The organism is Marinobacter daepoensis DSM 16072 (assembly GCF_000421165.1).
GTDB classification, from domain to species: Bacteria; Pseudomonadota; Gammaproteobacteria; order Pseudomonadales; family Oleiphilaceae; genus Marinobacter; species Marinobacter daepoensis.
This window is the reverse complement of sequence record NZ_ATWI01000009.1, coordinates 794613-807571: the sequence shown is the minus strand read 5'-3', so window position 1 is coordinate 807571 and position 12959 is coordinate 794613. Positions and strand designations below refer to the sequence as shown.

Genomic DNA, 12959 nt, shown 5'->3' with positions numbered 1-12959 from the left:
TGAAAATATCTGAGGAACAGGATGATCGCTGAACTCTTGAATGTGCTGAATGGCTGGATCGAGCGTTTTGGTCTTTTGTCCGATGGCTGGCGTGCCGGTGTTCTGGTTTTTCTGCTGGTTCTGGGTACGGCGACGGTTGCTTACATGGTCAGTCATCTTGTCGCTGCGTTGGAGAAAAAGTTCGCCGCGACCAGTAATATCTGGGATGACGCCATCCTTCATGCATCGCGCCGGCCTTTGGTGGCGTTTGTCTGGCTGCAGGGCATCTACTGGGCGGCGGAGGTCGCTCACCATTTCTCCGAAGCCGAGATCTTCAAGGCGAACGGCACGCTGTTACAGATCGGGTTTGTCTGGGTGGTTGTCTGGGTTTTCCTTGGTCTGATCAAGCAGCTGGAAAAAATTCTGACCTCGCCGATCAAAATGCGGAAACCGATGGACTACACCACGGTTAACGCAATCAGCAAGCTCTCCAGGGCTGTGGTCATCATCACTGCGGTGCTCACCGCGCTCCAGACGCTTGGGTTCAGCATTTCCGGTGTACTGGCTTTCGGTGGCGTGGGCGGTATTGCGGTTGGCTTTGCCGCCAAAGACTTGCTGGCAAACTTTTTCGGTGGGTTCATCATTCACCTCGACCGGCCGTTCAAGGTCGGGGACTGGGTACGCTCTCCCGACCGCAATATTGAAGGAACCGTGGAGCATATCGGCTGGCGCCTGACGACGATCCGCACCTTTGACAAACGCCCGCTCTACGTTCCGAATGCGGCATTCACCAGTATTGCTGTGGAAAACCCTTCCCGCATGACGAATCGTCGTATCAGCGAAACCATCGGCATCCGGTATGCTGACGTCCATTCCATGAGAACGATTGTGGACGAGATTCGGGACATGCTGAGTAACCATGAGGAGATTGACGCCAAGCAGACTCTGATCGTCAACTTTCTGGCATTCAACGCATCCTCTCTCGATATCATGGTGTATACCTTCACTAAAACCACCCAGTGGGTGCGCTTCCATGAAGTCAAAGAAGATGTTCTGCTGAAAATCAGCGACATTATTGAAAATCACGGTGCCGAGGTGGCCTTCCCGACGCGCACATTGCATTTGCCGGATGGCGTTCGGGTGGATGACCCGGCGCCTCCTGGCAGCGAACAGCCGGCGGCCAAAGCGGCGGCAGGGCAGTCGTCATCGCGCTCTGGAAAGCCTGCCAGCCGCGATCAGGGCCGTGGATACGGAGACGCCAATTCAGAGTCCGGAGACGGGGAATGACAGAGCAGAGTGGAAAATCGCCGGTAGGTATCATCGGCGGAACCGGGCTTACCAGCCTGAGTGATCTCAGGATTACCGGCGAAGAGTCGGTGACGACGGCGTGGGGAGAGCCTTCTTCCAGCTTGTTGCGTGGCCAGTTAGGAGATCAGTCGGTGGTTTTCCTTTCAAGGCATGGGAATCCCCATCGTATCCCGCCGCATCAGGTGAACTACCGGGCAAACATTCAGGCTCTGCACGATGCCGGAGCCCGGGTGGTGGTGGGTGTGAATGCCGTGGGTGGTATTCACGGAGACATGGGGCCTGCTCATATTGTGGTTCCGGACCAGCTGATCGATTACACCTGGGGGCGTGAGAGTACGTTCTTTGAGGGAGATCTGGCGGAGGTGACGCACATCGATTTTACCTGGCCGTACGATCAGGAGGCCCGGGAGGTGCTGATTGAATCTGCCCGTCTGGCCGGAGTGCCATTTTCGGCATTTGGAGTTTATGGTGCGACTCAGGGCCCGCGGCTGGAAACGGCGGCCGAGATTCGGCGGATGGAGCGGGATGGGTGTGACATTGTGGGTATGACGGGGATGCCCGAAGCGGTTCTGGCGGCGGAAAGGGGGTTGCGGTATGTCAGCCTTGGGCTGGTGGTGAACTGGGCTGCAGGAAAGACCGACCACATCATTACCATGGCCGAAATTGAGGAAGCTATTGCTCAGGGCATGTCTGGTGTGAAGCAGATTCTGGAAGGGTCGATGGAGAAGTTGGGGCGGCTTTCGCCTACCCCTTGATTTTCCTGAAAAATACCAGGACGCCGATGGTGGGGGAATCGATGAAGTGGATTTCCTCGCTGCGCATCCGGCGGGTTTCACGAATCCAGGTTACAAGCTCTACTGGTGCCTGGCGAGTGGTGTAAGCCGGCGCGGTTTGGTCAGCCATGGATTCTCGGTCTTCAGGGTTGGCGCTGCTTGCAGTTCCGTCAGAAAAAACCGGAGCGGAGTTTTCTGCGCGTTCCGAGGCTGGTGTCGCCGGCAGGGTGTCTGCCTCCTCGCTTATGGCCCAGTGGTTAAGCTCAACATTGACGTGGAGGTAACGCTGCCGGTCAATCGTGATCTGGCCCTCAATGGCTCGCTGCCCGGCTTCGGTCAGCCACTCTCCAACAGCAACTCGCAGCGGTTCGCCTTTACGGTTTGGGGGGAAGGTCTGATACCAGCCGGCACTCGCCAGTACTTTGTAGTGGCCGCTACGCTCAAGACGGTTGGCGCCTTCGCCTAAATGCAAGTTGTTGCGGGAGACCAGGTTCAGGTCGGTCTGACGTGCCCCGGATTCAGATTCAACCCAGAGCCTCTTGCTCTGAGTGTTGGTGGGCTCCACCGGCTTGCCTGCCATGTTTTCTTCGATGCTTGCCGGGTCCACAAGGCGTTGCAGAATCACCAGCTCGGCCCGGTAATAGTTGTTCGGTGTTTCCTGGGCCCACAGGCTCGATGGTATGAGCGCGAGTGATGCGGCCAGTGTTACGCTGGCCATGATGGGCCTGGAGCGTGAGAGTTGGGCTTGCAAGGGCGTTACTCCACCAGAGTCTTGGTTGTCAGGATGCTTTCGTCCGGGGCTTGTCCGGGGCCAGTTCGGCCAGCATCGATGCGATGGCGTCGAGTTTACCATCGGTTGAGTCATCATTCAGCCGGAAGCGAAAGCTGTTGGCGCCTTCAAGCCGGTATCTGTCGGGTGCGGATTGCACTTTTTTAACCAGTTCGAGAGGGTCTACCGGGGTTGAGGTGCCGAACTCCAGGCGTACCCATTCCTTGCCGGCATCCACTTTGACCATGCCCAGAGCTTCTGCCATCAGGCGCAGCTGGGTCTGGCGAATCAGGTTTTTTGCCGGCTCCGGTAATAATCCGAAACGGTCAATCATTTCTACCTGAAGTTCTTTTAATGCCTCGTCGTCTTTCACGCTGGCGATGCGCTTGTAGAGCATGAGGCGGTTGTGTACATCTGGCAGATAGTCGTCCGGGATAATGGCCGGGATTCGGAGATTCATCTCGGTGCCGTGGCTCAGCGGGAGCTCGGCGTTGGGTGTTCGGCCATCGCGAATGGCTTTGACGGCTTCGTCCAGAAGCTGCATATACAGCGTAAAGCCAATGCTCTCGATCTGGCCGCTCTGTTCTTCTCCGAGCAGTTCTCCGGCGCCCCGTATTTCCAGATCGTGGGTGGCCAGCATGAAACCTGCCCCCAGATCCTGAGATTCTGCAATGGCGTCCAGCCGCTTTTTGGCATCGGCAGAGATGCTTTTGGGTGGAGGTGTCAGTAAGTACGCATAGGCCTGGTGGTGGGAGCGCCCAACCCGGCCCCGCAGTTGGTGAAGCTGGGCGAGGCCAAATTTGTCCGCGCGCTCGATGATGATGGTGTTTGCGCTTGGGATGTCGATGCCGGTTTCCACGATGGTGGTGCACACCAGTACGTTAAACCGTTTGTGATAGAAATCCGACATGATCTGCTCAAGCTGTCGCTCGCGCATTTGTCCGTGGGCCACTCCAACGCGCGCTTCGGGAATCAGGGTGCGCAAGTCTTCGGCTGTTTTTTCGATGGTTGAGACGTCGTTGTGCAGAAAATACACCTGGCCGCCCCGAAGGATTTCACGGAGGATGGCCTCTTTCACCATGCTGTCGTCGCGTTGGCGTACGAAGGTCTTGACGGACAAACGGCGAGCCGGGGGAGTGGCAATGATGGAGAGATCCCGCAGGTGCCCCATGGCCATATTCAGGGTGCGTGGAATCGGCGTGGCGGTCAGGGTCAGCATATCGACTTCCGCTCTCAGCGACTTGAGCTTCTCTTTCTGCTGAACGCCGAACCGGTGTTCCTCATCAATGATCACCAGTCCCAGATTCTTGAACCGGATGTCGCCTTGCAGGAGCTTGTGGGTGCCGATCACAATGTCGGCCTTGCCTTCCTCAAGGGCGGAAATGGCTTTGCTGGTCTGGCTGCCGCTGCGGAACCGGCTGAGCAGTTCCACGTTGACCGGGGTCTCCGAAAAGCGGTCGCGGAACGATTCATAATGCTGCTGAGCAAGCAGGGTGGTCGGGACCAGAACGGCGACCTGCTTCCCCGACCAGGTGGCAAGGAAGGCGGCCCGCATAGCGACCTCGGTCTTGCCGAAGCCCACATCCCCGCAGACAAGGCGATCCATGGGGCGTTCTCCGGTCATGTCCTCGAAGACGGCCTGGATAGCGACTTGTTGGTCTGGTGTTTCTTCAAATGGGAACCCGGCGGCAAAAGTACGATAAGCCTCTTTTGGGTCTTCAAACTGAAACCCTTTACGTGCTTCCCGCCGGGCATAAACGTCGAGCAGCTCGGCGGCGGTATCCCTGATTTTTTCCAGGGCTTTCTGCTTGGCGTTGCTCCAGCGTTCAGTGCCCAGTTTGTGCAGAGGGGCATGCTCTTCATCGGTGCCCGCATAGCGGGAGATCAGGTGAAGGCTGGAAACGGGCACGTAGAGCTTTGATCCCCCCGCGTATTCCAGAGTCAGGAATTCGTCGGACTGGCCTCCTGCGGTGAGCGTTTCCAGGCCTTTATATCGTCCGACACCATGATCGATGTGCACCACTGGGGCGCCGATTCTCAGTTCGGATAAGTCCCGGTAACCGGCGTCGTCTGTCTCTGTGGGTTTCTGGCGTCGGCGGCGCTGCAGAACCTGCTCACCAAACAGTGCGGTCTCAGTAATCAGGGCCAGATTTTTGTGCGATAACACCATGCCTTGTTCAAGTGGCGCAATCGTGATGGCCAGACTGATCTTGTCGTTTTCGAGAAATTCCGACCAGCCTTGTACGGTGGCGAGCCTGAGTTTGTGGTCGCTCAGGTTGTCAATGAGAGCTTCCCGGCGCCCTGAAGATTCTGCGCAGATCAGGATGCGGCCCTGGAACTCCTGAATAAAGCGCTTCAGGCGCGCGGCAGGGTCTGCGGCGCGTCCGTCCATGGCGACTTCTGGCAGCGATTCCGTTCCGCAGTTGGTGGCTCCCGCACCAGCCGCGTGTTGGGCGGTGCAGGTAATGCGTGGGTAGCGTTTGAGTTGGCTGAACACTTCGTCTGGCTGCAGGAACAGTTTGCCCGGGGGTAAAATCGGGCGCAGCCGGTCGTGCCTGCGGTCTTCGTACCTGGAGCGGGTTTCGGCGTCAAAAGCGTCCACCGCGTCGTTCAGACTGTCGGCGGTGAAGACCAGTGTCGTGTCTGGCAGGTAGTCAAACAGGGTGGCGGTTTCGTCAAAGAACAGCGGCAGATAGTACTCGATGCCAGGTGGAGTGATGCCGTGAGTCACGTCCTGATAGACGGGTGAATCTTTATCGGCGTTCGGAAAATGCTCCCACCAGCGGTTACGAAAGCCGGAACGGGCCTCCTTGCGCCACGGGAACTCGTTCGCTGGCAGCAGTTCGATGCGCTCGGTTCGCTCTATGGATCGCTGGGTTTCAGGGTCGAACGTCCTCAGGGTTTCGATTTCATCGTCAAAGAGATCGATGCGGTAGGGCAGGTTAGAGCCCATGGGGTAGATGTCCAGAATGGCCCCGCGAACCGCGTATTCGCCGTGTTCGTAGACGTTGTCTGTATGGTGATAACCGGCTGCCTCCAGTTGCATGCGCCAGCTGTCAATGTCGAGCGTCTGGCCAACTTCAAGCAGTAGAGTGTTGCCTTGCAAGTAGCTGGGTGGTGCCAGCCGGTGCATCAGTGTGCGCGCAGGGACCACCAGAATGCCGTGGCGTGTGGTTGGCAGCCGGTGCAGTGAGCGTATTCGGCGAGAAGTGATGTCCTGATGCGGCGAAAATAGATCGTAAGGAAGTGTCTCCCAGTCTGGCAGGGAGAGCAGTTCCAGGCCGTCGGGGCTGAGGGTTGCACCGTCTTCGTCGGTTGGAAGCCCCAGGAAGAAGCGGATGGATTGCTCCAGCTGGATGGCTTCGTTCGTGCTCTGAGTAATGACCAGGGTAAGCCCTTTGTGATCCCGGGCACCTTCGCAAATGGCGAGCGCCTCGGCGCAGCCGTTCAGCTGGCCCCATTTTCGGTGATCGGCTGCCTTTTCCGGCGCAATGGGAGCAATGAGCGGCACGTTAGCCTGGCCTTTGGTCATGAGTGAAGCGTTCTCCTGAGAAGGTGCATCAGTGATCGGAGCGGCGCTATTCTATCGCCCGGTTGTGACAGTGTCATGGGTGGTACCGACAAACGGCTATTTGCCGTTCGGCTCGTTAAGTTGGATAATGTGCGCCCTAAATTATTTCCAGTGCTATATGAGGTTCCTACCGTGAGTCACGAACAGATCAACCAGCACCTGTCCAACTGGACTGACCGGGAGTCCACCGCAGAAGCGATGATCCCTCTGATCGGCCGTCTGTACCGCAAGAACAATGTCGTTACGTCCGTATATGGTCGTGCGATCATCAATCAGTCTGTCATCGACATCCTCCGCGCCCATCGGTTTGTGCGTCAGGTTGAAGACAGTGAACTGTCTGTTCACGACACGATGCCGATTCTGGAGGCCATGGACAAGCTGGAGCTTGGGCGCGCTCACGTGGATATCGGCAAGCTGGCGGTCAAATTCAAGTCTGTTGGCGGGGATCTTTCCGAGTTCCTGAAGCAGGAAATTGGCACTGTGGTTGGCAAGTATGCCGAAGAGGCCGCTCAGGGCGCCAAGGACGAAACCAAGGACGTGGTTCTGTATGGCTTTGGCCGGATTGGACGTCTGCTGGCCCGGATTCTGGTTGAGAAGGCCGGTGGCGGTAACAACCTGCGTCTGCGTGCCATCGTGGTCCGTCAGGGTGGTGCCGAGAACGATCTCGAAAAGCGTGCCAGCCTGCTGCGTCGTGACTCCGTGCACGGTCCGTTTGATGGGACGATCACGGTAGATGAGGAAAACTCTGCGCTGATCGCCAACGGCAATTTTATCAAGGTGATCTACTCCGATGGCCCCGATAAGGTTGATTACACAGAATACGGCATCAACAATGCCATCGTGGTCGACAACACCGGTAAGTGGCGCGATGAAGCGGGCCTGGGCCTGCATCTGAAGTCCAGGGGTGTCAGTCGCGTGATTCTGACGGCGCCGGGCAAGGGCGACATCAAGAACATCGTTTACGGCATCAACAACGACTGGATCACCGACGAAGACAAGATCCTGTCTGCTGCTTCCTGTACCACCAACGCCATCACGCCGGTACTGAAGGCCATCAATGACGAGTACGGTATTGAGGATGGCCACGTTGAAACCGTGCACTCCTACACCAACGACCAGAACCTGATCGACAACTACCACAAGGGCAGTCGTCGTGGCCGCAGCGCCCCGTTGAACATGGTTATTACCGAAACCGGCGCGGCCAAAGCCGTTGCCAAAGCTTTGCCGGAGCTGAAAGGCAAGCTGAGCGGTAATGCCATCCGTGTTCCGACTCCCAACGTTTCCATGGCGATCCTGAATCTCAATCTGAAGTCTGAGGTGGATGCGGAGAAGGTAAACGAATACCTGCGCGACATGGCGCTGCATTCTGAGCTGCAGAAGCAAATCGATTTCGTGAACTCTCCGGAAGTGGTATCGACCGATTTTGTGGGTTCTCGCCACGCTGGCATCGTGGACGCTCAGGCGACCATTGCCAATGGGAAGCGGTTGATTCTGTACGTGTGGTACGACAACGAGTTCGGTTACAGCGCCCAGGTTATCCGCTGTGTAAACCAGATGGCGGGCGTAACGTACCCGATCTTTCCCAAGCGGGCCCGCGACTAAAGTCGTAGGCCGGTTTTGGTGAGACGGCAACAGGAAGCCCTGACAGCGCGAGTTGTCAGGGTTTTTTGTGGTTTCGACGAGAGAAAACCATTTTTGTTACCGGTGGAAATAGGTTTCCTTAATCTCTATAATTGGCGCGATTTTGGGTACGTCTGGCACCCCGTTTCTTATCTTTTCCTGCGTTAAATGGCTTTTGGCAGCAACTGCCATGACATTTGAACGTCCGGAGGCAGCCGTTTGGCGCAGTCCGGAAAGGAAACCAGGGCCGCTGGGGCCGGGCGTTACAAATCCACAGAATAGTTTCTGATGATTGGATGAGGCTAATGATCAAGATCAAAAAAGGCCTGGATCTTCCCATCAGCGGCGCTCCCGAACAGACCATTACTGACGGCAAGCCGGTTCGCCACGTGGCGTTGATCGGTTTTGACTACCACGGTATGAAGCCGACGATGGTTGTGAAAGAGGGGGACCGTGTCAAGCGCGGTACGCTGCTGTTCACGGACAAGAAGACCGAAGGCGTTCGTTTTACGTCACCCGCCGCTGGCGTGGTGAAAGAAATCAATCGCGGTGAGCGCCGCGTCTTTCAGTCTGTTGTCATCGAGATCGATGGCGACGAGGCAGAAACCTTTGCCCGCTACAACGATTCAGACCTCGCCGGTCTGGAGCGTCAGCAGGTGGTGGATAATCTGGTAGCGTCCGGTCTTTGGACTGCACTTCGCACCCGCCCATACAGCAAAGTGCCTGAGATTGATTCCGTACCGAGTTCCATCTTTGTCTCCGTGATGGACACCAACCCGCTTGCTGCAGATCCGACGGTGATTATCCGGGAAAACAGCAGCGCCTTTGAAAAAGGCCTGACCATCCTGTCTCGCCTGACGAACGGCAAGGTGTTTGTGACCGGTAAACCGGGTTCTGATGTTTCCGTTCCCAAGAGCGACAAGATCGAAGTTCATCAGTTCGATGGCGTGCACCCTGCCGGAAACGTCGGGACCCATATCCATCATCTTGATCCTGTCTCTGCCACCAAAATGGTCTGGTCCATCAATTATCAGGACGTGATCGACATCGCCAAACTGTTTGCTTCTGGCGAATTGCCGGTTGAGCGAATTGTGGCCGTTGGCGGTCCCAAAGCGTTGAAGCCGCGGCTGGTCCGCACCCGTGTGGGCGCAAGCTTCGCAGAGCTTCTGGATGGTGAAGTGGCCACGGACTGTGACGTTCGGGCTATTTCCGGTTCTGTGTTTGGTGGTCGCCGAGGCGATGGCCCCTGTGCGTATCTGGGGCGGTTCGCCAACCAGATATCTGTGCTTGAAGAGCACAGTAAGCGTGAATTCATGGGCTGGTTGTCGCCCGGGCCGAACAAGTTCTCTGTGCTGAACATTTATCTGTCCAAGTTTGCACCGGGTAAACGGTTCAACTTTACCACCACCACCAACGGCAGTGAGCGTGCCATGGTCCCGGTCGGGGCTTATGAGCAGGTGATGCCGCTGGACATTCTGCCAACGCAGCTGCTGCGTTCGCTGATCGTGGGCGACACTGAAATGGCACAGAAACTGGGTGCCCTGGAGCTGGATGAAGAAGATCTGGCGCTGTGCACCTTCGTGTGCCCCGGCAAATATGAATACGGTCCGATTCTTCGCGAGAATCTGACCCGAATCGAGATCGAGGGCTAATACGATGGCAATCCGACAGTTTCTCGATGGCATCGAGCATCATTTTGAAAAAGGCGGTAAGTACGAGCGCTGGTACGCCCTGTACGAAGCCGTTGATACCATTTTCTACTCGCCCGGGAGTGTGACCTCCACGACCTCTCATGTACGTGATGGCATAGACCTGAAGCGCATCATGATCACGGTCTGGCTGTGTACCTTCCCGGCCATGTTTTTTGGCATGTGGAACATTGGCTTTCAGGCCAACAGTTACCTGGCATCCAACCCGGACGCCATGATTGCCGATGGTGGCCTGCGTGAAGCTTTCATCACCGCGCTGGCAGTCACTGGAGCTGGTGCAGGCTGGTGGGATAACTTCGTTTACGGCATGGCTTACTTCGTGCCGATCTACGCGGTGACCTTTGTAGTTGGCGGTTTCTGGGAAGTGTTGTTCGCCACCGTACGCAAGCACGAGGTGAACGAAGGCTTCTTCGTAACCTCGGTTCTGTTTGCACTGATCTGCCCGCCCACGATTCCTTTGTGGCAGGTGGCTCTGGGTATCACCTTCGGGGTGGTTATTGGTAAGGAAGTGTTTGGCGGTACGGGCAAAAACTTCCTGAACCCAGCCCTGACAGGTCGTGCGTTCCTGTATTTCGCTTACCCGGCTCAGATTTCAGGCGATACCGTCTGGACAGCCGTTGACGGCTTCAGTGGCGCTACGGCTCTTAGCTGGGCTGCCTCTGGCGGGCTTGAAGCTCTGGAAGCACAGATTGGCTGGATGAATGCCTTTGTGGGTACCATTCAGGGCTCAATGGGCGAAACGTCCACCATTGCCATCCTGATCGGCGGCCTGATCCTGCTGGCCATGAAAATTGCCTCTTACCGCATTGTCGGAGGCGTCCTGATCGGCATGATCGGCATGTCGCTGCTGCTGAATATCATCGGCTCTGAAACCAACCCGATGTTCGGCGTGCCGGCACACTGGCATCTGGTGATGGGCGGTTTCGCCTTCGGCATGATGTTTATGGCAACGGACCCTGTGTCTGCAGCGATGACCAACACCGGTCGCTGGTGCTTCGGTATCCTGGTCGGCGTGATGACGGTTCTGATCCGAGTGATCAACCCGGCGTTCCCGGAAGGCATCATGCTGGCAATCCTGTTCGCTAACCTGTTTGCGCCGCTGATGGACCATTACGTGGTTCAGGCCAACATCAAACGGAGGCTTGCTCGTGGCTAAAGCTAAAGATACTGTCTCCAGAACCCTGATGGTTGCACTGGTACTGAGTATTGTCTTCTCCGTGGTGGTTTCCACGGCTGCGGTCATGCTCCGTCCAGCTCAGATCCAGAACCAGAACCTGGATATCAAAACCAACATACTGGCTGCCGCCGGTATGTTTGAGCCCGGCGCCAGTGCCGAGCAGATCGAGGAAACCTTCGCCCGCTTTGATGTGCGTCTGGTCGACCTTGATAACGGTGACTTTGTAGAGCCGTCCGCTGTAGGCGTTGATGATCCTATGAAGTACGACATGTACAAGGCCGCTTCAGACCCCGCAATGTCTACCAACATTCCGTCGTCTGAAGACAAGGCTGGCATCAAGCGTCGTCCCAATGTGGCCAAGGTGTACACCCTGACTGAAAACGACCAGCTGGTACGAGTGGTACTGCCGGTTCACGGTTATGGTCTCTGGTCTACGCTGTACGGCTTTGTTTCCCTGGAAGGTGATCTGAACACCATCGAAGGTCTGGGTTTTTACGCTCACGCGGAAACACCGGGTCTGGGTGGTGAAGTGGATAACCCTCGCTGGAAACAGCAGTGGGTTGGCAAAGAACTGTACAACGAAGACCCGACTGAACCCCAGATTCGACTGGTCAAGGGTGGCGTGAGTGCTGATACCAAAGATAAGGAACACAAGATTGATTCCCTCTCTGGTGCCACACTGACCAGCCGCGGCGTTGAACAGCTTGTGAATTACTGGATGGGTGATCGCGGTTTCGCTCCGTTCCTGAAAAAACTTCGTGAAGGGGAGGTCTGATCATGGCCGGTGCATCAGCCAAACAGGTTCTCTTCGAACCAATCTTCAGTAATAACCCAATCGCTTTGCAGATCCTGGGTATCTGTTCGGCGCTGGCGGTTACCACTAGCATGAGCGTCAGTATCGTTATGTGTCTGGCGGTTATCGCGGTAACGTCGTTCTCCAACCTGGCGGTTTCGCTGGTACGGACCCAGATTCCGGGTAGCATCCGGATCATCGTGCAGATGACCATCATTGCTTCCCTGGTTATCGTGGTTGATCAGATTCTCAAGGCCTATGCCTATGAGATTTCCAAGCAGCTGTCCGTGTTTGTTGGTCTGATTATCACCAACTGCATCGTGATGGGCCGCGCGGAAGGCTTCGCCATGAACAACCCGCCGTTCATGAGTTTCCTGGACGGTATCGGTAATGGCCTGGGCTACTCCATCATCCTGCTGTTCGTCGCGTTTTTCCGCGAACTGCTGGGAGCAGGCTCACTGTTCGGTGTCACTCTGCTGCCGACGGTGAACGATGGTGGCTGGTACGTGACCAACGGCCTGTTGCTGCTTCCGCCGAGCGCGTTCTTCATCATTGGTCTTGGCATCTGGGCTCTGCGTAGCTGGAAGCCGGATCAGGTCGAAGAGCCGGATTACAAAATGTCTCGCCACACCACCAAGGAGGCCTTCTGATGGAGCATTACATCAGCCTTCTGTTGAAGGCGATCTTTGTTGAAAACATGGCGCTGGCGTTCTTCCTGGGGATGTGTACGTTCCTTGCCATCTCGAAGAAGATCGAAGCCGCAACGGGGCTCGGAATCGCGGTGGTTGTGGTTCTGACCGTCACCGTTCCGGTGAACAACCTGCTGTATAATGGCATCTTGCGTGAAGGTGCTCTGACATGGGCCGGTTTGCCAAACGTTGACCTGAGCTTTCTGGGCTTGCTGACTTACATCGGGGTTATTGCCGCGATCGTACAGATCATGGAAATGGTGCTGGATAAATACATTCCGGCCCTGTATTCCGCGCTGGGCGTGTTCCTGCCGCTGATTACTGTTAACTGCGCAATCATGGGTGCGTCTCTGTTCATGGTAGAGCGTGATTACACCTTTGGAGAGAGCGTGGTTTACGGTTTCGGTGCCGGTGTTGGCTGGGCTCTGGCCATCATTGCTCTGGCAGGTATCCGTGAAAAACTCAAGTACAGCGATGTTCCGAATGGACTGCGTGGCCTTGGCATCACCTTCATCACGGTTGGTTTGATGTCTCTGGGTTTCATGTCGTTCTCCGGCATCTCCCTGTAATT

At 56.4% G+C, this 12959-nt stretch carries 10 protein-coding genes; 8 read left to right on the top strand and 2 right to left on the bottom strand.

Annotation, left to right across the window (positions count from 1 at the left end):
- Positions 1-21: 21 nt before the first annotated feature.
- Positions 22-1266, top strand: coding sequence for a mechanosensitive ion channel family protein (locus K325_RS0109250; RefSeq protein ID WP_029653984.1), 1245 nt, complete (start codon positions 22-24; stop codon positions 1264-1266).
- Positions 1263-2042: an S-methyl-5'-thioinosine phosphorylase gene (locus tag K325_RS0109245; RefSeq protein ID WP_029653983.1), complete on the top strand. Its 780-nt coding sequence runs from the start codon at positions 1263-1265 to the stop codon at positions 2040-2042. Before K325_RS0109250 ends, K325_RS0109245 begins: the two co-directional genes overlap by 4 nt.
- On the opposite strand, the gene K325_RS0109240 is transcribed toward K325_RS0109245, so the two are convergent.
- Together K325_RS0109240 and mfd are read right to left on the bottom strand one after the other, a co-directional pair.
- Complete coding sequence (locus tag K325_RS0109240) at positions 2032-2811, bottom strand: CsiV family protein (RefSeq protein ID WP_029653982.1); 780 nt, start codon at positions 2809-2811, stop codon at positions 2032-2034. The two genes, K325_RS0109245 and K325_RS0109240, sit on opposite strands and share 11 nt — an antisense overlap.
- Before the next feature lie 28 nt (positions 2812-2839).
- Positions 2840-6361 carry a transcription-repair coupling factor gene (gene mfd / locus K325_RS0109235; RefSeq protein ID WP_029653981.1) on the bottom strand — a complete coding sequence of 1174 codons (3522 nt, stop codon included), beginning with the start codon at positions 6359-6361 and terminating at the stop codon, positions 2840-2842.
- A gap of 171 nt (positions 6362-6532) precedes the next feature.
- On the opposite strand from mfd, the gene K325_RS0109230 reads away from it, so the two are divergent.
- The 6 genes from K325_RS0109230 to nqrE all read left to right on the top strand — a co-directional run bounded on the left by K325_RS0109230 (position 6533) and on the right by nqrE (position 12957).
- Positions 6533-8002: a glyceraldehyde-3-phosphate dehydrogenase gene (locus K325_RS0109230; RefSeq protein WP_029653980.1), complete on the top strand. Its 1470-nt coding sequence runs from the start codon at positions 6533-6535 to the stop codon at positions 8000-8002.
- 323 nt (positions 8003-8325) lie between these two features.
- Positions 8326-9672 carry a Na(+)-translocating NADH-quinone reductase subunit A gene (locus K325_RS0109225; RefSeq protein ID WP_029653979.1) on the top strand — a complete coding sequence of 449 codons (1347 nt, stop codon included), beginning with the start codon at positions 8326-8328 and terminating at the stop codon, positions 9670-9672.
- Between the two features lie 4 nt (positions 9673-9676).
- On the top strand, positions 9677-10885 hold the full coding sequence (locus K325_RS0109220) for an NADH:ubiquinone reductase (Na(+)-transporting) subunit B (protein WP_029653978.1): 1209 nt from the start codon (positions 9677-9679) through the stop codon (positions 10883-10885).
- Positions 10878-11681: a Na(+)-translocating NADH-quinone reductase subunit C gene (locus K325_RS0109215; RefSeq protein WP_029653977.1), complete on the top strand. Its 804-nt coding sequence runs from the start codon at positions 10878-10880 to the stop codon at positions 11679-11681. The genes K325_RS0109220 and K325_RS0109215 overlap by 8 nt, the downstream gene beginning before the upstream one ends.
- Positions 11682-11683: 2 nt before the next feature.
- Positions 11684-12349, top strand: a complete 666-nt coding sequence (locus K325_RS0109210) for an NADH:ubiquinone reductase (Na(+)-transporting) subunit D (protein WP_029653976.1) — start codon at positions 11684-11686, stop codon at positions 12347-12349.
- Positions 12349-12957, top strand: coding sequence for an NADH:ubiquinone reductase (Na(+)-transporting) subunit E (nqrE, locus tag K325_RS0109205; protein WP_029653975.1), 609 nt, complete (start codon positions 12349-12351; stop codon positions 12955-12957). The genes K325_RS0109210 and nqrE overlap by 1 nt, the downstream gene beginning before the upstream one ends.
- The last annotated feature ends 2 nt before the right edge of the window (positions 12958-12959 follow it).